Consider the following 22,413-nt stretch of genomic DNA (forward strand, 5'->3'; position numbering starts at 1 on the left):
ATAATGGAAAATGTCATTACAGAAAGGATGAGTGGAATTCATGGTTCAAATCGTACTTTCAACTCTTTTATCCGTTATCGTTCCGCTGTCCATTCCGGTGATTGCCGGATTTTTACTCGGCAAATTCATGAAGCTGGAAACAAAACCACTCTCGACTCTGTACTTATATTTTTTAAGTCCCGCCATGATTCTGGACACACTGCTCAAGGCACAGCTTTCCTGGCATGATGTGGCACTGACAGCCGCTTTTTCATTACTGAACCTGCTGCTTTTGTGGGGAATTGCACAATTAGCGGGGAAAATCTTCAGGCTGAGCCCCCCGGAAACGGCGGGACTCACCTTAATCTCCACACTGACTAATAGTGCAAATTATGGGTTGCCGCTTATTTTACTTGCTTTTGGACAGCTTGGCCTGGATAAAGCCTCCGTATATGTCGTCATCCAGATGATTATGGTCAATACCATTGGTGTATACTTTGCAGCCCGCTCTGAATTTTCTGTTCAAAGTGCCGTGAAGTCAGTATTTTCTCTCCCTGCGATCTATGCGGCTCTTCTCGCACTGGGACTTCGAGCATTGGATTGGCATCTACCCTCTGGCATTCAATCAGGTGTCTCGATGATTGCAGCCGCCTATTCTCCGGTCGTGCTGGCGATTCTCGGTACCCAGATGGCTTATGTAAAAATATTCAGGCTGGAGCCATCTATTAAAAAAGCCAGCTACGCAGGACTGATAATTCGACTTCTGCTCTCCCCGCTTGCGGCTTGTCTTGCCATGCTGATACTGGGAATTTCAGGACTTTTGTTCTCCGTTCTCTTCATTCTGGCCTCGATGCCAGTGGCTGTGAATGCAGTCATTTTAGCCGAAAAATTTAATGCATCGCCAAAACTGGTTTCTACCTGCATCTTGTGGAGCACGCTTGCCTCATTCCTGATTTTGCCCATTCTGATTATGCTGGTAGCAGGTTAGACAGACAAAAGGCTCTCTATACCATAGAGAGCCATGCACGATCCTGTCTCCAGTCTACTTGCACAGGTGTTTCAAAAAAAGCACTGAGCGTTTCACTACTCAGGATATCTGTCGTTTTACCTTTGGCAAACACCGTACCCCGGCGAATCAGAATCGTATGTGTGTACATGGGTAGAATTTCTTCGATATGGTGTGTAACATACAATAAATTTGGAGCACCCGGCGTCTCGGACAGCTGACGAACGCTATCCAGTAATGCTTCTCTAGAAAAAAAATCCAACCCATTACACGCCTCGTCCAAAATCAGCAGCTTGGGCGAGGCCATTAACGCGCGAGCAATAAGCACTTTTTGCTTTTCTCCCTGTGAGCATCCCTGATACAACCGATCCACGAGATGAGCACAGCCCAGTTGGGTCATAAGCTGAACAGCCTGTTTATCATCTGTATCCGTCGTCTGATCATACAGTCCAATGGAAGCAAATTTGCCGCTGATGACAACATCCTGCGTGCGCTGGCTTCCATTAATTCTTTCCTGTAAAGAGGAACTGACCCAACCAATAGATTTGCGTAATTCCCTCAAATCTACATCCCCAAAAGTATGGCCCAATACACCGACACTACCTGTGGTTGGCCATATGTAACCATTAATCATATTGAGCATCGTTGTTTTGCCTGATCCATTCAAGCCGAGTACAGCCCAGTGCTCTCCCTCAGCTACCTGCCAATTGATTTGATCCAGTATGGTACGGTTATCTCTCTTCCAGCTTACATTGTTAAGTTCAATGACAGAATTCATGGCTGCACATCCCTTCTATTCATCGTATCATCAGATGTTTATAAGCATAATAAAATATAACTTTTACTACATTAATCTTCACTTTCGTATAAGAATAGCACAGGGTTGCAGGTTGTTCAATTTTAAATTCACTCTTCTACAAAAGTAATATAAACAGAATCAAGTTCAATAGCCCGCTTAGGCTAACTGGAATAAGGTAGCCTAAGCGGGCATTTTAGTTGCTTTATGATTTAAGATTTAAGAATTAAGATTTAAGATTTAAGATTTAAGATTTAAGATTTAAGATTTTGGGGCGATGAAGACTGATTTATGAGGCAGTTATGCGCTATTTCCCGAGGCAGGCTCAGATTTATTGCCAATACATCAACAGGGTTGCCAGCCATCCACTCACTCAAATCAATGGCCTCGTAATGACCACTCCGTCCAAATAATATTGCCATTCATCCGCATTGGGATGCCTGTGCATTTCTCGCAATCCGCCTGGCTCTAATTCAATCACAGATCCTGCCATCGTCGAAGAAATAGGGAAATCTTCTACTGTAACAGTCCGCTGAGTCCCTCCACCCGGTGCCAATCTGGGCTGTTTGGCCATTAAAGGATAGCGGTGTTTAGTAATTAGATCGGAAGAAGCGCGCGGATATGCATCATAAGATGCGATAGATGGGACAGGTCTTTTTGCAAAATAAGCTTCCTTCTTTGGCAAAAGAGCCAGCTCGTCGGCTGCAAGTCCGAGATTTTGCATGACAACATCCGCGGGAGTCTGAGCGATAAAATCAGTAATGCTGAGCGTATGGTCCTCCGAAAAATCACCATTATCGAAAATCAGGATAAAATGACACTCTCCAGGACCAAGACCTTGAATGGAGTGACCATAACCACGGGGGAAATACCATACATCACCGGGGTTAAAAATATCGACATAGGAAGTACCGTGAATGTCCGAGTCGCCACCTCGCGGTTAGGATTAGGATAAACAGGCAAGAAAAAAAAGGATGAATCATAAACAATTCATCCTTTTTTTGATTTAAGTTCTTTATTTGTATGATCAACTTTATTTGTAACTTTATTCGCATTTTTATCTTTATTCTTGTTGTTATTCTTCTTATCCTTGCTTGGAACTGTAACCTTCTTTTTTTCATTAGCCAGTCGCCAATAGCTTATTACTTTTCGGTACATAGACTTATCTGTCAATTGGTTAAATATATATGGGTCTGGCTTCGTGTTCACCTCAATGATCCACGGGATAAAGCGATGATCCAATCCAATGTCCACACCAATTTGCCGGAATTTCGGATATGTTTTTTGTAGTTGTGTGGCGATGGTAATCCCTAGTTCATTGAGCTTCTTGACCAGCTCAGCCTGCTTACTTTGCGATAAATGGGATTTCAGTAGTTGTTCTAAGGCCATCGGCTTACCACCACTATGATAATTGGTCACGATTTTACGGGGATGACCCAAGCGTCCAATAATTCCGGTAGATTCCCATGACCCTTTTGCATTACGCTGCACCATGATCCGGATATCAAAATAACGATTTTGATGGCGCAGTAAATGGATTCCCTTTTGAATGAGATAACTTTTTTTCCCCGTGTGTTTCGATAAGCTGGTGATTAGTGCATCCAAATGTTTGAATTCCAGACGCTTTTCCTCATATTGGTAGGCAAAACGCTGACCTGCCTCTTGTTCGACTTTCATCACACCTTTGCCAAAGGTACCTCGCTCAGGCTTTACATAGACCATACCATATTTTTCGAGCATTGATTTTACATTTGCTTTGCTGTATTTACGAGTTTCAGGTACAAAAGGCTTGATGCTGCCATGCTGGAGCAACAATTGGGTTTTATGCCATTTGCTGCGCAACGCCTGCGCTTGTGAAGAATTCACTTGCCCCTCTCCTCTCTACTCTCAGGGTAGAACGCTCCTGTTAAAAAAGATCAATCTATCGTATGCGCCAAATCCCCATTCGAAGCTCCATTCGCCCTCTTCTACATAGAATTAGACAGTTGGCCTTGCCCGGTCGAAAGCGCCTGTCCAGGCATACAATAATATAAGGTACCGGTAGCGTATATTTACACGTATAGGGAGTGAATAACATGTCTGCGCAATCCGATGAGCCACAAAAGGGTTCCCTCTCAATCGATGTTCTGATCCCCGCAATTGAAAAAGATCTGGCGACACTACCACTAGTAATTGACAGTCTGCGCCGTCACGTGCAGCACCGAATTGCAACCATTTATATCGTTTCACCGCAAAGCACCAAACTTCGCCGTCTATGTGCCAACAAGAAGTGTACATTTATAGACGAAAGAACGGTGTTGCCCATCACTAAAAAGCATATTCGTTACGGAACAACGCGCTGGGATCGATCAGGCTGGCTGTATCAGCAATTGCTCAAAATGAATGGCGACAAAATCAGTAAATCGTCTTTTTTTCTCGTCATAGACGCGGACACCATTTTGATTCGTCCACATACGTTCCGTAAAGACGGGAAAACAATTTTTTACTATCGCAGCTGGAGTCAACCTGAGTACTTTCGCACTTACCGTAAGCTGATGGGTGCTAAAGCTCCCTCACCAAAGTCCTTTGTCACTCACTATATGCTTTTTGAAAAAACACGGCTCGCCCAGCTCAAGCAAGTTATTGAGACCAGACATGGGGAACCTTGGTACAACGCCATTATTCAAAGTATAGATCGGACAAAACAGTTTGGATTTTCCGAATATGAAACGTATGCCAACTATCTATACAGCAATCAGCCCTCTCGGATGATTTTGCGCAAGTCATTGAATAAAGCGCTTCATAGTCGTGCTTCTTCGCTGTCACCAAAACAATTGGATCTCTACGCTCAAAGCTACCGCTCCTTATCTTTTCATCAACGCAAAGTATACCAGCTAGCTCCAAAAACAAAGATTCCATCTGTATTGAAATAAGTTCCTAAAATAGAAAATCCCGCAATTGTTGATGCAATCCAAATGGATCTGCATTGAAGGAGGAAACGTCCGTGCGCATCGTATTGTTATGCGGTGGTGCCGGAAAACGGCTGTGGCCATTGTCCAACGATATTCGGTCAAAGCTGTTTCTCCGGTTGTTACCCGCTCCTGATGGGCAGCAGGAATCTATGCTTGGCCGGGTGTATCGTCAGCTTACCTTAGCCGGGCTAGATTCCTCTGCCCTGCTTCTGGCTCATCGGAGTCAGGTAAATCTAGCATTTCGCCATACTGAAGGTCGTCTGCCCGTTCTTGGCGAGCCTGCCAAACGGGGAACCTTCACAGCTGCCGCACTCGCTGCTGCTTATTTTCACACAAGAGGCATGGGGCTGGATGAAGTTCTCTGTATTGCTCCAGCAGATATGTTCGCAGGCGACGACTTCTTCCACAGCATAGCAGCGCTCTCCGGTCTATTGCTCGAGAGCGGAGCCGATCTGGCTATGCTTGGGACAAGGCCTACCCATGCCTCCGACCAATATGGATATATTGTTCCAGATCTGCAAATGAGGCAGGAAGGGAAATCGGCTTATGCACAAGTTGCTCGCTTCACTGAAAAGCCGGCTCTCTCTAGGGCGCAGCAGCTTATTAACCAAGGCGCGCTGTGGAACTGCGGTATTTACGCTTTTACGTTACGGTATATGCTGTCCTGCATGGAGCAAATTCAATTGCCGCTGAACGATGAAGAACTGTACACAATATATGATAGCCTCCCGGTTCGCAGTTTCGATAAGGAGATTGCGGAGCGTACTGAACGGGCCGTTGTCCTGCCTTACGAGGGCGAATGGCACGACATCGGCAACTGGCAGGCCTTAACAGAGCAGATAGGAAGCCAAGTGATCGGACGTGGACAAATCAGTGGTCAGACTCACGGCACACACATCGTGAATGAGCTGCCCTATCCACTTCATGTCATTGGCGTGGAGGATATTATTGCTGCTGCAAGCCCTGACGGTATTCTCATTGCGTCCAAAAGCCATGCTCACGCGATCAAGGAGCAGCTAGGCAACCTCCAACTTCACCCCATGCATGGTGAAACCTCTTGGGGCAGTTACCGGGTGCTGGACGAGTTTGATCACCGGAGTCCGAACGACATCTTAGCCATACGACTGACGGTGTTGCCAGATCATCGCTTGAATGGACGTATTCACGGCAGCGGACTTAAAGTATGGACGATCGTGTCCGGCCGGGGAGAGGTTATGCTGAACGGAGAACGCTTTGCTGCGGCAAGCGGCTCTGTATTTAGCATTCCAGTGGATACGTATCACACGATCCGCGCAGATCTGGATACCGCACTGGAACTGATCGAGGTGCGCCTGGGTCACAGTTTGGTGAGCGCCTTCTATAAATCCGATTCCTGACAACACAGAGTTTTAGCATCTAAACAGATAGGATTTCTGCACGAAAATCACACATCAAAAAAATCGCTCTTGAGCAAGGTGAGTAAGATCCCTTGCTCATGAAGCGACTTTTTTTGTAACATTACATTTCATAAGGAAACCGTTCTAACCTTGCCAGATAAATAAACCTTGTTGGCCTTAACTATCCCGGCCTCTCTTAAAAAGTGCTGCACAATCTTCATCTGATAGTGTATGCGTACTTTCTGGGACAGGCTCCACCCCGTTTCCACGGTTACTGCACGTGCCCCTAAAATACGGGCTGCAGCGGTACGAGAGGAACCTGGGAGCTCATGCAGCCGCATGTTGAAATGGCGGTCTTTCACCTTGATCGAGCGATTCATTCGCTTAATAATCCGGCGCGTCGTGGGAATTACCGGGTTGCCTTTATTGGAGATCAGCGTTTGACCAAGCACCTTGGCATCCTTTTGTGATAATCCATTCGCCTCATGCAAATCGAGATACCATTCAGGGTGATGCTTTTGTGTTAGTTTAAATAAAGCAGCGGAAAGTGGATGTGTTGCCGCCTGCTTTTTCTGGCGCGGAAAGGTTCGATTCAGATCAGGTTTTCCTCTGATCCGCTTGCGGTAAGCCTCTTGATTCACAATTGGCACAATAATAAGTTTGCCATGGCTGAATCTCAGTTTTTGCTCATTCAAAAGCTTTACCAGTTTCTCAGCCGCACGTATACTTGCTATTTCATTACCATGTATCCCTGCAACCACCATCGCACACGGGCCTTTCTGTCCCTCTATGGCTACATAATAAGGAGTCGCCCAAGAAGATCCCTTCCCAAGCATATATCGATTGACCTGCATCCTCTTCACCTCCGTATAGGCTTTCAGTGTCCTCTCTTCTGTTCTCGCCGACGGATGATTTCACGGTATAGTCTCAAATAGTTGCTGGTCATCTGTTTGTTGGTAAATCTTTGGTTAACATACAATCGAAGCTGCGCGGGTGACGGGTAATTTTTTTGCTGTGCCTTACGTGCCATTTGGCCAACTGATTTGCAAATCAACTGTGGAAAGCCTGATAGCACCTCGGGAACGGAGCCATTTTTTAGTGCCAGCACCGGTGTTCCACAAGCCATGGCCTCTACCATTACGAGTCCGAACGGCTCTTCCCACAGTGATGGAAACAACAGACACTCTGCATGTTTCAGCAGCTTCTGTTTCCGATCACCCCCAACTGGTCCCACATAGCGTATATTCGGATTGCGCTGAATTCGCTTTTGAATCTCTCGGCGAAAAAATACAGGGGCTTTGATAGGACCCGCAATAAGCAGTCTTTTTCCTGTTCGCTCTGCAACCTGAATGGCCTGCAGTACACCTTTATCCGGTATGATTCTGCCCATAAACAGCAAGTAGCCGCGCTTCTCACTGCTGAACTCGTATTCATGGGTGTTGATGCCGTTATAAATATAAAATCCTTTGCCCCCGCCCATCAGTTGGCGTGCTCTTTTACTGACATATACGGGGTTTTTACCGTGCCTCTTCACTGGTAGATGAACGGTACACAATGATGAGCAAGGCAGCTTCCTACGCGCCACCGCAGAACGAAAGGTATGGTCATGAATGATATGTGTACCGGAAGGCATATGCCGAAGTACATATTGGGGGATCTGACTATGTTTCAAACCCTTGGGATAAGTAATCAATCGCGCGCTGCTCCTGCTCCCACGGGCGGCAAAAAGAGATACATGATGCCCTCGTCTCACTAATTCCTCTGTTAATTCATGCACAACCTTTTCCGTTCCGCCCTTGATGGAGGGTACAGGCTGTGCATCGGGATAGTTGGATATGACCTGCACAATGGTTAAAGGTCGGTTTTTGAGTGCTTTACTCTGCCTTGAAGCCATATGAATTCCCCTTCCTGACCGGAGATACGGTGTAATCTTTACGATGTCAACGGGAATCTGAGCATACTCCCGTACAGGTTATAAATTGTAGTATATAGGTATGTATGTTTTGCATGATTGCTTGTGCCAATCGTCTGCAAGTCGCTTTTTGTCATACGAGCCTAGCCATAAGGGGGGCTTATTAAATTTGTCAAGTCAAAGTTAAGGAGAAAATTCTCATCGTTTTCTAATAAAGCAGGGCAAAACGTTGGGGTAACAGGATTGTAACCACGAGTGGTAAATTCCGGATATTTTATTTGTGTTATTGTCATTTCAGGACATCAACACAATACGAATAACGGAGGAAATTATATATGAAACGTACTTCTAAAAAATTGTGGATGGGTATTTGCTTTACGATGACTTTGGCACTGAGCGCTGGGAGCTTCGTCGTTGGACCAGACACCACTCATGCCGCTTCGACAAGTAAAGCTGATCGGATTATTTCAAAAGGATCCCAGTATATGGGCGTCCGTTATGAACATGGAGCTCCAGCAGGCAGTACAAGCTCTTTTGATTGCTCTTCGTTCACTCAGTATGTTTTTGCACAAAATGGAATCAAGCTTCCACGTTCGTCCAAACAGCAGTCAACTGTAGGCACTTATGTACCGCGTAGTCAGCTTAAAAAAGGCGATTTGGTCTTTTTCTATGCCCCAATTCATCATGTAGCCATTTACATGGGAGACGGGAAAATACTGCACACGTATGGTAAAGGTGGCGTAACGGTTACAAAACTGAATTCGGGATGGTGGAACTCCCATTACACAACAGCACGTCGTGTCCTTTAGGATCATTTTGGATGATTCCCATCCACCGAATGCTTAACTTACAATTAACATTAAAAAGGCTGTTCCTCTGAGTAGAGATGTCTACTGGAGGGACAGCCTTTTCTGTTGTTTTTGAGGCAGCGTAACGATGACCTCCGTCCCTTCTCCTTCTACGCTTTCCATGCGTATCGTACCCTGGTGAGCATCTGTTATTGTCTTGGCAATCGGCAACCCCAGTCCGGTTCCTCCGGTTTTACGATGTCTGGAGCTGTCTACCCGATAAAATCGTTCAAAGACACGCTTGATCTCGCCCTCAGGAATGCCAATTCCGTAATCCTTAACCCGAAGGTGGACATCTTTTTCATCTGTAGATATCCATATTTCGATTTCATCCGAGCTATACTTTAAGGCATTATCCAGCAGGATGACTAGTAACTGCTTGATTTTTGCAAGATTAGCATCCAGCCAAATTTCCTTTTCTTCTGTAAAAATAGAAATTTGACGTTCATGTACAGGCTTGAGATGTGCTACTACCTGTTGACAACAACCAACCAGCTCTACCGGCTCATACGGTTCGGGGGCTTGCTGCTGTGAGGAGGCCAATGTCAGTAATTGCTGCGTCATCGTACGCATTCGCTGAGTTTCTTCATAGATCGATTCAATCGATTCCTTACGTATGTCCTCGTCACGCGTACCCCACCGCCGCAACATGTTGGCATAGCCCTCAATAATCATCAATGTCGTATTCAGCTCATGTGAGGCATCGGAAACAAACTGCTGCTGGCTCTGAAAGCTTTCTTCCAATCTCTCCACCATTAGGTTAAAAGTTGCGGTCATTTGGGACAATTCATCTTGATTGTGACTGCCGACAGGAATTTTTTTGAATTTCAAGCTTCTTTCGATTTCCTGCATTGTTTGAATACTACTGGAAATTGGCAGCAATATCGCATTCGCCAAAATCGTGCTACCCACCAGACTGAGCAACATAGCTCCTACAGTCGACGTGATAAGAATTGTATTTAAGATATCGAGATTGTTTTCTAGCGCATCCCATTTTTCTACAATCTCCAGTGTCCCCTTTTGACTACCTTCTGGGGAAAGCACCGGAAGGTGAATGATCAGAATTTTATGATTCTGTAGATCCGTCAGTTGAGAGCTCTGAGAAAGGTTAAAACGTATATCGTCTAGCTTAAAGCGCGACTGACGGCTTACTTCATACAGAAGGCGAGATTGCTGATCAAATACCCTCAGAATGGTATCCCCCGAAAGTTCATCTTTCAGTTTGGCCTCCCATGCATTTTTCAGAATCATCGTAGGTCCTGTTTCGGAAATAATCTCAGTCCACTTATTTTGTAGCACTTCTCTTTCATTGCGAGTAGCGATTTTTACAAATAATAGATGAACCGTGACATCCACAAACAGAAGAATCGTCATCACTAAAATAGAACTAAGCAGGGTAATTTTAGTTCGCAGCTTCAATGGTCTTCCTCCCGGATACAGTACCCAACGCCGCGCACGGTTTTAATCAGTTTCTTTTTGTATCCATGATCAATTTTTTTGCGAACATATCGGATATAAACATCTACTACATTCGTATCACCAACAAAATCAAACCCCCACACGTCCTGAATCATTTGCTCTCGATGCAATACCTGATTTTTGTGCTCCATCAGATAAAGAAGCAGATCAAATTCTTTGGGCGTAAGTTCGATACGTTTTCCTTCCCTCACCACAGATCGCGTCTTGGGTTCCAACACCAGGCTATCGACTTGAAGTCTGGATTGCTGCTTGTCCTCTTTTGGTGGAGCGGTAGCTGCCGGCTCCAATTGATTCCTCATACTAGCCCGCATCCGCGCTAATAACTCCTCAATTTCAAAAGGCTTTGTAATGTAATCATTAGCTCCTTCATCCAGACCTGAGACCTTGTCAGGAGTCGTGTTACGTGCAGTGACCATAATTATCGGGGTATGATGGTCCACTTTTCGAATCTGCTTCAGCACCTCAACTCCGTTTATCTCCGGCAGCATCACATCCAGGATAATAATATCCCATGTATGGGCTAATGCTTTTTCCAACCCTTCCCTTCCCGTTTGTGCGATTTCAACCACATATCCTTCATGGGATAACTCCAACTGAAGCAATCTGGATATCTTCTCTTCATCATCAATAACCAGCACCGACTTATCCATCGCAAAACCACCTATTTTCTATAGAAAAAACTAATAAGCAATGCACATAACATTCATTTTTTATTTGATTTTAAGCTTTTATCCGTATAGTCGCTCTATAATATAACTTTGTAATTCAATTTTTTGAGGTTAAGGAGTAATTTATTCATGTTAATTAATGTAGACTTTGCTTTGTTTCACTGGATCAATGAACTGGCTGATCACCTCGCCTTTTTGAATGGAACCATGCGCTTCTTGGCGCAATATGCACCGTATTTATTCGGAGTGGCCTTACTGATATACTGGTTCACCTTTAAAATTCCGCATCGGATAATGGTTTTAGAAGCCGTTATAACGGTTTGTATCGGTTTTATGATCAGTTGGGGGCTTGGACATTTGTTTTACAGAGACCGGCCTTTTGTTGGACATTCTGTCATTCAGCTTATTCACCATGATCCCAATGCTTCATTTCCGAGTAATCATGCACTTGGAGCTTTTGCTCTGGCTGCAATTCTATGGCTTCATCATCAAAAATATCGTGTTCTGTGGGTTATCTTGGCTGTGCTTATTGCAATATCCCGCGTATGGACCGGGGTGCATTATCCTTCAGATATTTTGGCAGGCGCACTTATTGGGGCAGGTTGCGCAGTTGGTATTCATAAATTCATTCGCAGTCGGAAGTTTCCAGGCATCTTTATGCAGGCGGCTATTATTTTGTATGAAAAATGGGAGCAGAAGCTGGGACTTAAGCCTAGATCACAAACGTGAACTAAGATGACCGAATCCACTTCTTCAGTCCAAATAAAAAGCAGACGCTAATGCGTCTGCTTTTTTAAGCTCATCATCTATGCGGCTCATTATGCAGTCGATTTGGTACGAAGGGATAGCATTCGTTCTTCATAACGTTGGTAGAACCAAATGCAAGCTGCCATCCAGCACCCACTCATGAAATAGCCACCCACAACATCACTTGGATAATGTACGCCCAAATAAATACGGCTTGCCCCGATCGTTAGGATTAGCAGGCTACTGAGCACAACAAGAAGGATACGCCCCCTTTTGGAAGGAACGTGCTTCCACAATAAAAACGTTAGCGCCGCATACATACTAAAAGCAGTCATAGAATGTCCGCTGGGAAAGCTGTATCCATTCGCTTCAATAATACGGTTAATTTCAGGTCTCGCACGCTGAAATAGCATTTTTAACACCATATTCAGCAGCACCGATCCCAGCACAGCAACCGCTAAAAAAAACAATTCTCGGCGGTGTCCTAATACGCTATATAGCACGAACATGGCAATTAAAATGATAATCACTACTGGAATCCCGCTGCCGATCATAGTGAAACATTTCATAAGACGTGTCATGGCAGGCGACTCCAGTTGCCCAATAGCTGTAATGATCTTGTGGTCAAAATGCCGTACTTGATGGTCGCTGACCCATAGTGCAATTAAGCCAAAACCGAGGGCACATACTATACATGTGAGCAGAGCCACGGAAATTGGCAGCTTTGTAGGTAGTTGCTTCATTTTTTAAAGGCCCTCCATAATCTTCATCCCCTGATCAAGCAAAATGTAGCATTCGTATCGTCTATGTATTTACTTTACCCACTTTTCTTGTATCATTTCATGAAAAGATTAGCTTTTAGAATAAAGCATGGTTAGCTTTTTGGCAAAAGAACGAGGAGTCATCCTGTGATATGAAATCAATTCTCCATTACAGATCACATGAAATACGCCATATGGGGTCGGGGACAGTTCCATCAATTGTGAACGATCTCGTATATCAATGATTTCAGGTTGTATCCCCACAGTCTCAGCTGCTTCAATCACATTGTGCATGGCTATTTCCAGATAAGGGCATTGATGAGTTCGTAAAATGGTTAAGCCCTCACTAAAACGATCCAGACGTAAAACCCAATTATCAGGAAAATAAGGGTCTGAATGCTCTTGATTAAGCTTGTAAACATACAACTGAAAAGAATATGGAGCATCCTCCACATGCCGAAATTCGTTTTTCAGAAAAATCTCGGGACCTGGTGCCCAGGAGGTATCTATGTTGGTAACAACTGCCACTCCCTTCTTCCCCAACGTAATAGCATCTTGAATGCAGCGTTGAATAAGCTGTGAGCCTAGCCCCAAACCAGTTACAGCGATCCAGATGCAATGAATTACTAGATATCCATCCGCATGAACAGCTCTCCATGCTTGTTCACCCAATGCATACTCAATGAATCCTACTGGTTTATTGTCTTTTCTTAATTGTATGTAAGTCAAACCTTGAGTGAATTCTTTTTCTGTCCAATTCAGCTTTTGTACATATCCCGGTGCTTTTTGCATGCTTCTCATGCAAAAACAGCCGTCTTCTCTTATTTGATTTTCATACCATTCAGTGGTTGTTGTTGAATTTTCCATATAGTCTCTCCTAACTTTTAAGAATATTTATGATATAAGGATTTCATAATGATTACAAAGCCGCAAGCAAAATAATAGTGAAAAAAGCTACAAAAAAAGGACACTATTTAAGCCTTATAGGCTCGAATAGTATCCTGTCATTACACCTGAAACACTGCAAACGCAATTCTATGTCAAGCAAATAGCATCTTCTTATTAGGTTGGCGTGACTTCACCAAGCTTAATCTTGATCTCTGCTTCCTGGATTGGATAGCGTTTGCGGAACCACAACGATTGAAGCAACAAAAAGGTGCCGCTTACGGTCCAATATAAAGGCATAGCCGCAGGAGCGTTGAAGGAGAAGACCGCCATCATAATCGGTGAAAGATAACCCATGATAGCAAATTGCTTACGCTGGTCAGCCGTCATCTGTAGCTGAGAAAGCTTGGCCTGTGCCAAGTATACAACTGCAACGACAATTGCCAGAATCCAGTCCGGCTGTCCGAGCCGGAACCATAAGAAGGAGTGAGACGCCAGCTCCGGCGTGAGTCGGATGGCAGTATACATCCCGCTTAAAATCGGTAGCTGAATGAGAATAGGCAGACAACCGATATTGAGTGGATTGAATTGATGTTCTTTGTATAGTGACATCATTTCCTGCTGCATACTTTGCTGACTGGTGGCGTCTTTCTTATTCTCATACTTCTTCTTAATTCGGTCCAAGTCGGGTTGCATAGCGCTCATCTTGCGCTTCATCCCCTGCTGGGCACGCGTTTGACGCATCATTAGCGGTAGTAAGGCCAGACGGACAATGAATGTCAAAGTCATGATCGCCAGCCCAAAGCTTCCACCAAACCATTGCGCCAAATGCTGAATGAGCCAAGAAAGTGGGAACACCACGTAATGATTAAAAAAACCAGGTGTCTGTGCATTAATCTCCGCAGCATTCGCACCACAACCAGACAGCAGCATGACCACCGCCAACGCTACGATTAAACCCAATATCCGTTCTTGTTTACCCCAAAAAGTGAATCCCTTGAATCGTTTCATATGTTCCTCCTCGTTGATTGACTGTGCCAGCACTCAACAAGGGGGAACAATCGGATGCATCTTCATCTGGCGCTTCTTTCCGCCGAATGTGACGTGCTAGCCGTACAGGCATGTCCTGTCCGCGGGCAGATATCGGCATCAGCGGAGAAGCATGAGAGCGAACGGGCCCGCCTTCGACCCAGCATTCAGCTACACTGCCATGCAAATGAGCAAGATACGTATAAGTCACAGTGCACAGCAAGCCGATCGTAAGCAAATAGGGGAGTAGGTCCTGAAGCTCAAACAAGGGATTCACCTCCTTCGGTATGTTGCTACAATTATAGCACGAAACTGGACAACCGACTAATCTTTAATTAGAGATAGAGGTTGAATCACAAACAAGAAAGTACGCTCACGTAACGGTAAAAACTTAACGTATAGCAAGCATACGATTCAGTGCCTGTACAGCGTCCTGTCTGATCTGAGCATCCACACGAATGACCCCCACAGGCTCTCCCCGATCAATCTGTTCCATTGCCCACAGCAAATGCGGAAGATCGATCCGGTTCATGGTCAGACAAGGACACATATCGGGATTGAGCGATTCAATCTGCTGTTCAGGGTGCTGCTGTCTAATCCGTTGCACGAGATTCATCTCTGTGCCAACGGCCCATTGGGTCCCCGGCTCTGCCGCACGGATCGTATCGATGATGAATTTGGTGGAGCCAGCACAATCTGCGAGCTGTACAACCTCATAAGAGCATTCGGGGTGAACGATGACCCGGATATTCTTATCGCGTTCACGGACGTTGCGAATGTGATCTACCGTAAATTTTTCATGAACTGAACAGTGCCCTTTCCATAAAATGATTTTCACGGTTTCGGGTTTTCGTTCAGTCTCCAACTGATCGGTCATAGGATTCCATACAGCCATTTCATCCAGCGGAATTCCAAGATCATGGGCTGTATTGCGTCCCAAATGCTGATCCGGCAAAAATAAAATACGTTCCTTTTGTTTCAGCGCCCAGGCCAGCACCTGCTTGGCATTCGAAGAAGTCACGGTAGCCCCGCCATGCCGCCCTACAAAGGCTTTGATCTCTGCTGTGGAATTTACATACGTTAACGGAATGATCGTATCACCTACCAACTCCTGCAAATGCTTCCACGCTCGTTCCGTCTGCTCCATATTCGCCATATCTGCCATCGAGCAGCCTGCGCGCATATCCGGCAGAACGACGGTTTGCTGGTCGGTAGTCAGCATATCCGCTGTCTCCGCCATAAAATGAACCCCGCAAAACACAATAAACTCCGCTTCCTGATTTTGTGCCGCCATTTGAGCGAGCTGTAGCGAATCTCCTGTGATATCAGCAAATTGGATAACCTCGTCTTTCTGATAGTGATGGCCCGGAATGAGCAGCTTTGAGCCCCATTTTTGTTTCAGCTCAGCTACACGTTGCTCCATGTCAGCAACCGTCAGTGTTTTATAATGCTCTGGCATAAGTCCACGATTTCCTTGTAAAACGTCTAGCATAGACATTAGATTCCCTCCATATCGTTGCGGCTGACTGTCCCTCGCTCACGAATAGATAACCGCTATGTGTACAAACATATTTACATGTGTCTTGACACTTATATTTACACATGCCTACAATAATCTCAAGGGTTTTTGGAATGGAATTATTTTTAAGTGGGGAGGGTTTGCTATGATTTACCTGGACTTTGCCGCTTCCACACCCATGTGTGACGAAGCTTTGCATATATATACCGTAATGAATAAGGAAATGTTCGGAAATGCCAGCAGTCTCCATGATGCAGGCGGTCAAGCAGCCTACACACTAGATTACAGCAGGCAACGAATGGCAAATATGATTGGCGGGTATAAGGAAGGCATCTATTTTACAACAGGGGGCACAGAATCCAATATGTTGGTCGTGCAATCGATCCTGAACGGGTTGCCGCCCCACAAAAAGCATTGGATTATGAGCGCTTTGGAACATCACTCGATGTATAATCTTGCTACTTTTCTAGAACATCAGGGCTATGAGCTGACCATTGTACAACCGGATCGGGAAGGAAGAATAACCCGTGAAGTTCTTATCCCCCACCTTAGAGACAATACCGGGCTTGTATCTGTACAACACGCCAATTCGGAAACAGGGCTGATTCAGGATCTTGCTGCCTTGTCTCCCCTGCTCCACGAACGCGGTATTATGCTGCATAGTGATGCGGTACAAACATTTGGGAATGTTCACATAGATGTAGAAGCCATGGGAGTGGATGCACTCTCTATATCAAGCCATAAAGTGTATGGCCCCAAAGGTGTCGGTGCTGCATATCTCAAACCCGGAACCCCATGGCGTCCGGTATATCCTGATACACTGCATGAAAACGGATTTCGTCCTGGAACGATTAATGTTCCAGGGATTGCAGCCTTTGTCGCAGCGGCAGAAATGATGACCGAACAGATGGAGATGCATCAGGAGCGGTATGCTACCCTGCGAAGATACTTTATTACGAAAATTCAGGAAAGATCGATTCCATTACGTTGGGTCGTAGAGGAAAGCGAAAAAAAAGCGGTGCTGCATCATATTGTAGGATGTTTTTTTCACGGTTACGAGGGACAATATGTTATGCTGGAGTGTAATCGCAGCGGTGTCTGTATATCTACCGGAAGCGCATGTGCCGCCGGACATCACGATCCTTCCCCTGCCATACAAGCCCTTGGAGCATCCGGCCGTGAAGCCTTACAATTTATCCGTATTTCTTTCGGCAGGACAACCACCATCGAGGAATTGAATGTACTGGTAGATATTTTGACAGACCTGACGCATCGACAAGAAAGGAGCTTATCCCGTTGACTGAATCTTCAAAACGGTCGGGTACGGATCGCCGCGAACAGCTGCTATTGTGGCTCAAAAGCGAATCACCGCTGACCGGGAGCGAGCTGGCACGCAGGTCCTCCGTTTCCAGACAAGTAATTGTGCAGGATATTTCCCTGTTAAAAGCAAGCCAAGAGCCTATCCTTGCAACGAGTCAAGGATACATTTATATGGAGCCTACGGCTCAAGTCGCTCCCTTAGCCTCTCGTATTATTGTGTGTAATCACCGCCCTGAACAAACAGAAGAAGAATTAAAACTGATTGTGGACTACGGTGTCAGTGTGCAGGATGTTATAGTTGAACATCCAGTATATGGAGACCTGACTGCTCCAATACGGGTCGGAACTCGCAAAGAAGTGGACGATTTTATACGTAAGATCAGCTCCACCCAAGCCACTTATTTGTCCCAGCTGACCGGAGGCATTCACCTGCATACCTTGCATGCCTCGGATGAAAATAAAATTAATGATGCCTGTGCTGCACTGGAGCAAGCCGGCTTCCTGATGACAGATTAATCTTAATACGATACAAAGCAATGAAAATCCTGTCCAGTTTGTGGAGTGCAAATGCACTCCGCAGGGATGGTATGTAAATAGCAAGAATGAAAAATCCCGGCCCCCTTATAAAGGGAATCGGGAATGGACTAAGTGAGCTTAATTTCTAGCAGCTCATATTTGATTACAGCCATGGGTGCATCGACATGAATGATACTGCCCACTTCTTTCCCCAAAAGTGCCTTACCTAAAGGACTCTCATAGGAAATTTTGTTGTCCAGAACATCTGCCTCGGCAGGACTTACAACTTTGTATTCCACCTTCTCCGAAAATTCGATGTCATTCAGAATAACAGTAGATCCGATACTGACCGTTTTAAGGTCCAGATTACTTTCATCCACTATCCGAGCTTTGGTCAACATTTTTTCCAAGACCATGATCCGTGTTTCCATAAACGCCTGATCGTCCTTGGCTGAGTGATATTCACTATTTTCCTTCAGATCTCCATAGCTAATGGCCAACTTGAGGCGTTCGGCTAGCTCCTTGCGTTTTACCGTCTTCAGTTCCTTAAGCTCTTCCTCCAGCTTGGCTAATCCCTCTTTAGTTAACAATACTTCTTCGTTCGACATGGTCTTATTCAACTCCTATTTCAGCACTTTGCATAATTCAAGTTCAATACTCGAAGGTGCAATATATACGAGCTAAACCGTTAGGGTCCATCTATTGCTGATTGGATAAAGCTCCTGGAATTGATGCAAAATGCTCATTTAGCTTTCTTTATTGTAGTTTACTCTAAATTGGACCAACATGCGAAAAGAAATTCAGGAATTTAGCAGTCAGCTACCTTCGGCCACAGTGATTCATATGGTAACCAAAGCTTTCTTGCTCGCATATCGTATGATCATAACGTATTTTAATGAGCACGTGCAGTGCCACTGCCCTTGTCCCAAATTTCATGAAAACCAGGCAGAAGCAGTGTATGGCGGGAGGAAGATTCAATGGCTTCCTTAGGAAAGAATGGCAACGGGAACGGGAATCGCAAATCCAAATCCCCCCCTAACGGTCAAAAGAAAAATGGATTAAACAGTAATTCGGCTATCTTTTCAGCACTTCAAGGAAAAAATGTGGAGGTCCTAGTCGCAGCCCTCCTACTAACAGGAAAACTAAACGTCGATTCCGTGACTTTATACAGACAAGCAACTTTATTTTTAGGACTCACAGGAAAATACAAAACATTAGCATCTGCCCCTACTAATGTCGATAATATGGTGAAATTTTTAAATGATAACGGCAATATGACGTTGGATCAGGTAATACAAGCCTTTTCACAGAAAATAAATAAATAAATAAATACTTAAGAGGTGGCGAAAGGAGATATTTGTGGTGAGTGAGTTTGATGGAGAATATTTTGCAGAGGTTATCATCATTGTGATTCTAGTTGCCATGATCTTCTATGGCTCCTCAGATATAGAGGGACTTTCCGCTTCGCCAACCCAATCCTAAAATGATAATTCCCGAAAAAAAAAACATCTATAGACTCTCGCGAGGTCAATAGATGCTCTTCTTTTTAACAGCCCATCATTTCGATTTAACGTTCCTTTACTTCTACACTTATGGTTTGACTGGAAACCTCTCCGGCAGCATTGACTAACTCGGCCCGATACTCATATGTACCCGGCTTTTGATTTTGGATATTGGTCGCAGCACTTTGAGCCTGCGGGCTTTGGCTCGGCAGATCCTGCGTGTCGATCAGCTTTCCATTTTCATACAGGTTGTATTGGGTAGCATTCGTGCCCCACCACATGTTCATTGTCAGGGTATAGTCGCCGTCACCATCCCAATTATTATGAGACAACACCGGAATGCCAGGAGAAGCATCGGTCACTTCGACAGTTAACGGGTCGCTGACCGTTTTACCGGAAGCGTTAATCAGTTCGGCAGTATACGTGTAGGTTCCATTGCTCTTGCCTGTAATGGAAATGACTGCATGCTGTGCTCCAGGGGAAGCTGCTTGCAATGATTGGGTTTCGATCAGCTTATCATTTTCATACAACTTGAGCTCATCACCATTCGTGCCCCACCACAGATTCATGGTGATGTTGTAGTCTCCATCCTTCAGTCCGGTGTCCTGACCGTTATCATGAGACAGCACCGGTTTACCCGGCACCTCACCTGCAGCGGTTTTCTCGACTCTAACGGTTACAGGATTGGATACGACCGTTTTACCGTCCAAGGTGACGCTGGCTGTAATCTCGGCGCTCCCCTCTTTTAGGGCCCGAAGTTCTCCATACGTATCCAGTGCAACGGATTCATGACTGCTGCTATACTGAACAGAGGCATTACTTAAATCAGCTTGGCTGCCATCTGTCAGCGTACCCTTGAGATGTGTGGCTGCTGTATCGCCAACGTTAAATGTTGTTTGATCCAGTGAAAGTTCTACTTCCTGCAAAGTTGCGTCTGTCTGAGCTGAAAAGTCATCTAACCCGCGCGGCTTTAACTGATAATTCCCTTTAAAAATCGCCGAAATTCCCTTCGGCTTCACTTGCTGTCCTTCTTGATACGGAAAAGATGTCCGTGTTAAGCCTGTGCGTGCATCAATTCGCACATGATGGCTAACCTCGCCCGCGACTGCATCAAATTCAAACGAACCTACAGGGGTTGCATCCATCACATTACGAATAATAGCAGTAGGAAGCTCAACCAGCTGTCCTTGGTTCGCATCGTTGAGTTCAGTGACCTGCACAGCTTGCGGAAGTTGTCCTTCTCCCGTTTTTTCAATAGCCACTGGATCGGTCAACTCCACTTCACTATTGTACAGTGCCAAACTTGCTGTAATCTTTACTCGATCACCTGGGTGAAAGCCGCTTTGGTTTTGATATACATAAATGCCGCCACTTTCATCCTGCATGTAAAAGGCTTGACCGCCAAAAGCCCCTGGTTCTGTCGTCACAACACCCTCCAAGGTCACAACTTTGCCAGCCGAAAGAGTCCGTGCTTCTGCGACACTGATACGAGCTGGAATCGTGTTGCCATCCTCAGGCAAAGGCTGAGCCGGGACATCAGCCAACACGACGGATTGGGTCAGCGGGTTGCTGCCGTTTTGTCTCAGCCTAAGATTAGCCGAACCACTGGTTCCCGGCTTGATCCGCACCGTTAGGTCTCTATAGGCATGCCCCTTGCTGTCGGATTCCAGACTAAATGTTCCACTATAACCGTAAGAGGTCGGCCAGCTTCCATCCGGATTCTGAATCTGGGCTACTTGGTTGCCGCCCGCTACATAAATACCTGCGCTGAATCCGCTAATCGTGTTATTGGGAGCCAGTTGGTCGGCAACAATGCGAATTTGAAAAGGCTGTGCATTCGGCAGCTGTTCCTGACGAACGATGCTGTACACAGGCTGCGCGCTGGCTGTAGATCCGCCATAGGAGCCGGCCTTGAACGTCCGTTGATCCCACCATTTGTAGCCGGCTGCAGGAGCGGACCAAGGCTCTGCTTGCGGTTCCGTGGAAGCCTGAGGATCTTCAAAAGACAGCAATTCCGTCGGCTGATCAAGATGTAAGTTCTTTACATCCGACAGGCTGGTATACTCCTCTTTCTTGGACAACCAGTCTACCATATTGACCAGTAACACGGCGTCATCCTGCTCCTTAAATCCGTCATACGTTGTCTTCTTGGTTCCTGTCTCTTCACGCAAATATTTTGGCGTTGCATCTTCAACAGGAGATGAATCCCCAATGAAGGCAGCTTTGCCTAGACCTACTTTTGCTACAGCAGCATAAGGTCCTTCCGCTATACCGCCACCGTTATAAACGCCCTGATCTACTGCATTCCCCCAAGCCTGATTGGTTTTAGGGAGATATACGATCCCCTTGGCTTTGGTCGGGTCAATAATCGCCAATGTAGATCCTGCGTGCATCGCCACATTACTCACTCCTGCTGTAATGCCGAACGCCTGCGCAGGCTCAACAATCTGATTAGCCGTGATATCGCCTAATGCATTATAGCGAAAGCGTATACCAAACTGGCTGCCCAGCCAATCTGAGCTAACCACGCCCTGCATCGCTGTCGAGCTTTTTTCTTCCTCACTCATTCCCTTCGCAGGGTCTTCCCATGCACCTCGACGGTACCCATTGATACTTTCCGACCCGTCCCAGCGATTCTTGTTGCGGTCGGCGTTATAATGATCTCCAATGAAAAAAATGCTATTGCCTGCTTTAACATACTGTTCCATTGCGGCCTGTTCGCTTTGTTTAAAAGGGATATTGGGCTCTGCTGTCACAAATACATCATAATTCTTTAAATCATTATAAGTAATAGGTGTAGATTGGCGAAGTTCATGAACATCGTAGCCATTGTTTGCAAGGGCTTGTCCGAAATCTGAGAATCCACCATCAATCACCCAATCTGCTGCGCCGGCTGTCTGTCCATGTGTATTATCGAACAATACTTTTTTACCAGCGTTTTCATTGACCACTTTGGCTGCAATGAAAGGGGCAGGGTCTGCCGGACCTTCTGCACGTGCCGGTTGTATGCCGCCTACAACACCAGCGTACAACGATAAAGTGAAAACCATAGCTGTTGCGTATTTGAAGCTACGGGATGTAAAACGACGAAAGATTCCCATTCTATTCCTCCTGTTAAT

General features: G+C 45.5%; 22 protein-coding genes and 1 pseudogene. 8 read left to right on the forward strand and 15 right to left on the reverse strand.

Translation table 11 applies throughout. The features are described from left to right. The first annotated feature begins 40 nt into the window (after positions 1 to 40). Positions 41 to 967: an AEC family transporter gene (locus tag ACXHJ2_RS11545; protein ID WP_129549220.1), complete on the forward strand. Its 927-nt coding sequence runs from the start codon at positions 41 to 43 to the stop codon at positions 965 to 967. Positions 968 to 983: 16 nt separating this feature from the next. On the opposite strand, the gene ACXHJ2_RS11550 is transcribed toward ACXHJ2_RS11545, so the two are convergent. The 4 genes and pseudogenes from ACXHJ2_RS11550 to ACXHJ2_RS11565 form a co-directional block, all read right to left on the reverse strand. Then, positions 984 to 1,763, reverse strand: a complete 780-nt coding sequence (locus tag ACXHJ2_RS11550) for an ABC transporter ATP-binding protein (RefSeq protein WP_058711079.1) — start codon at positions 1,761 to 1,763, stop codon at positions 984 to 986. A 391-nt stretch (positions 1,764 to 2,154) separates the two neighbouring features. Continuing rightward, the gene (locus ACXHJ2_RS11555) at positions 2,155 to 2,505 is read right to left on the reverse strand and encodes a cupin domain-containing protein (protein WP_238791126.1); all 351 of its coding nucleotides are present in this window, start codon (positions 2,503 to 2,505) and stop codon (positions 2,155 to 2,157) included. Between the two features lie 33 nt (positions 2,506 to 2,538). Then, positions 2,539 to 2,700, reverse strand: a pseudogene (locus ACXHJ2_RS11560) (cupin domain-containing protein); the annotation flags it as partial. A 71-nt stretch (positions 2,701 to 2,771) separates the two neighbouring features. After that, positions 2,772 to 3,647 carry a YheC/YheD family protein gene (locus ACXHJ2_RS11565; protein WP_165083662.1) on the reverse strand — a complete coding sequence of 292 codons (876 nt, stop codon included), beginning with the start codon at positions 3,645 to 3,647 and terminating at the stop codon, positions 2,772 to 2,774. 209 nt (positions 3,648 to 3,856) lie between these two features. Here ACXHJ2_RS11565 and ACXHJ2_RS11570 point away from each other — a divergent pair, with 209 nt between their 5' ends. Both ACXHJ2_RS11570 and ACXHJ2_RS11575 read left to right on the forward strand, forming a co-directional pair. After that, positions 3,857 to 4,693 (forward strand): DUF6492 family protein, encoded by an 837-nt coding sequence (locus tag ACXHJ2_RS11570; protein ID WP_102163776.1) that lies wholly within the window; start codon positions 3,857 to 3,859, stop codon positions 4,691 to 4,693. Between the two features lie 71 nt (positions 4,694 to 4,764). After that, a complete protein-coding gene (locus ACXHJ2_RS11575) occupies positions 4,765 to 6,108 on the forward strand; it encodes a sugar phosphate nucleotidyltransferase (protein WP_058831343.1) in 1,344 nt (447 codons plus the stop codon). A gap of 128 nt (positions 6,109 to 6,236) precedes the next feature. Here ACXHJ2_RS11575 and ACXHJ2_RS11580 read toward each other — a convergent pair whose 3' ends face one another. Continuing rightward, complete coding sequence (locus ACXHJ2_RS11580) at positions 6,237 to 6,962, reverse strand: succinylglutamate desuccinylase/aspartoacylase family protein (RefSeq protein WP_165083663.1); 726 nt, start codon at positions 6,960 to 6,962, stop codon at positions 6,237 to 6,239. 23 nt (positions 6,963 to 6,985) lie between these two features. Continuing rightward, positions 6,986 to 8,002 (reverse strand): glycosyltransferase family 4 protein, encoded by a 1,017-nt coding sequence (locus ACXHJ2_RS11585; RefSeq protein WP_058711075.1) that lies wholly within the window; start codon positions 8,000 to 8,002, stop codon positions 6,986 to 6,988. 353 nt (positions 8,003 to 8,355) lie between these two features. Here ACXHJ2_RS11585 and ACXHJ2_RS11590 point away from each other — a divergent pair, with 353 nt between their 5' ends. After that, on the forward strand, positions 8,356 to 8,829 hold the full coding sequence (locus ACXHJ2_RS11590) for a C40 family peptidase (RefSeq protein WP_058711074.1): 474 nt from the start codon (positions 8,356 to 8,358) through the stop codon (positions 8,827 to 8,829). An 81-nt stretch (positions 8,830 to 8,910) separates the two neighbouring features. Here ACXHJ2_RS11590 and ACXHJ2_RS11595 read toward each other — a convergent pair whose 3' ends face one another. Beyond that, a complete protein-coding gene (locus tag ACXHJ2_RS11595; protein ID WP_165083664.1) occupies positions 8,911 to 10,287 on the reverse strand; it encodes a sensor histidine kinase in 1,377 nt (458 codons plus the stop codon). Further along, positions 10,284 to 10,997, reverse strand: coding sequence for a response regulator transcription factor (locus ACXHJ2_RS11600; protein ID WP_165083665.1), 714 nt, complete (start codon positions 10,995 to 10,997; stop codon positions 10,284 to 10,286). The genes ACXHJ2_RS11595 and ACXHJ2_RS11600 overlap by 4 nt, the downstream gene beginning before the upstream one ends. Positions 10,998 to 11,144: 147 nt before the next feature. Here ACXHJ2_RS11600 and ACXHJ2_RS11605 point away from each other — a divergent pair, with 147 nt between their 5' ends. Further along, a complete protein-coding gene (locus ACXHJ2_RS11605) occupies positions 11,145 to 11,744 on the forward strand; it encodes an undecaprenyl-diphosphatase (RefSeq protein WP_165083666.1) in 600 nt (199 codons plus the stop codon). Positions 11,745 to 11,833: 89 nt separating this feature from the next. On the opposite strand, the gene ACXHJ2_RS11610 is transcribed toward ACXHJ2_RS11605, so the two are convergent. From ACXHJ2_RS11610 to nadA, 5 genes are all read right to left on the reverse strand, one after another. Beyond that, positions 11,834 to 12,505 carry a phosphatase PAP2 family protein gene (locus ACXHJ2_RS11610; protein WP_165083667.1) on the reverse strand — a complete coding sequence of 224 codons (672 nt, stop codon included), beginning with the start codon at positions 12,503 to 12,505 and terminating at the stop codon, positions 11,834 to 11,836. A gap of 108 nt (positions 12,506 to 12,613) precedes the next feature. Further along, positions 12,614 to 13,390, reverse strand: a complete 777-nt coding sequence (locus tag ACXHJ2_RS11615; RefSeq protein ID WP_165083668.1) for a GNAT family N-acetyltransferase — start codon at positions 13,388 to 13,390, stop codon at positions 12,614 to 12,616. A 195-nt stretch (positions 13,391 to 13,585) separates the two neighbouring features. After that, positions 13,586 to 14,419, reverse strand: coding sequence for a membrane protein insertase YidC (yidC, locus tag ACXHJ2_RS11620; protein ID WP_165083669.1), 834 nt, complete (start codon positions 14,417 to 14,419; stop codon positions 13,586 to 13,588). After that, complete coding sequence (locus tag ACXHJ2_RS11625) at positions 14,385 to 14,705, reverse strand: hypothetical protein (protein WP_165083670.1); 321 nt, start codon at positions 14,703 to 14,705, stop codon at positions 14,385 to 14,387. Before ACXHJ2_RS11625 ends, yidC begins: the two co-directional genes overlap by 35 nt. A gap of 123 nt (positions 14,706 to 14,828) precedes the next feature. Then, on the reverse strand, positions 14,829 to 15,935 hold the full coding sequence (gene nadA, locus ACXHJ2_RS11630) for a quinolinate synthase NadA (RefSeq protein ID WP_165083671.1): 1,107 nt from the start codon (positions 15,933 to 15,935) through the stop codon (positions 14,829 to 14,831). Positions 15,936 to 16,101: 166 nt separating this feature from the next. On the opposite strand from nadA, the gene ACXHJ2_RS11635 reads away from it, so the two are divergent. Then, positions 16,102 to 17,256, forward strand: coding sequence for an IscS subfamily cysteine desulfurase (locus ACXHJ2_RS11635; protein WP_165083672.1), 1,155 nt, complete (start codon positions 16,102 to 16,104; stop codon positions 17,254 to 17,256). Continuing rightward, on the forward strand, positions 17,253 to 17,792 hold the full coding sequence (locus ACXHJ2_RS11640; RefSeq protein ID WP_013371006.1) for a transcription repressor NadR: 540 nt from the start codon (positions 17,253 to 17,255) through the stop codon (positions 17,790 to 17,792). The genes ACXHJ2_RS11635 and ACXHJ2_RS11640 overlap by 4 nt, the downstream gene beginning before the upstream one ends. A 128-nt stretch (positions 17,793 to 17,920) precedes the next feature. On the opposite strand, the gene greA is transcribed toward ACXHJ2_RS11640, so the two are convergent. Beyond that, positions 17,921 to 18,400, reverse strand: coding sequence for a transcription elongation factor GreA (gene greA / locus ACXHJ2_RS11645; protein WP_013371005.1), 480 nt, complete (start codon positions 18,398 to 18,400; stop codon positions 17,921 to 17,923). 369 nt (positions 18,401 to 18,769) lie between these two features. On the opposite strand from greA, the gene ACXHJ2_RS11650 reads away from it, so the two are divergent. Beyond that, positions 18,770 to 19,117 (forward strand): hypothetical protein, encoded by a 348-nt coding sequence (locus tag ACXHJ2_RS11650; RefSeq protein WP_013371003.1) that lies wholly within the window; start codon positions 18,770 to 18,772, stop codon positions 19,115 to 19,117. Positions 19,118 to 19,359: 242 nt separating this feature from the next. On the opposite strand, the gene ACXHJ2_RS11655 is transcribed toward ACXHJ2_RS11650, so the two are convergent. After that, positions 19,360 to 22,395 (reverse strand): chitinase N-terminal domain-containing protein, encoded by a 3,036-nt coding sequence (locus tag ACXHJ2_RS11655; RefSeq protein ID WP_165083673.1) that lies wholly within the window; start codon positions 22,393 to 22,395, stop codon positions 19,360 to 19,362. Between the last annotated feature and the right edge of the window lie 18 nt (positions 22,396 to 22,413).

Source organism: Paenibacillus sp. ALE3 (assembly GCF_054113405.1).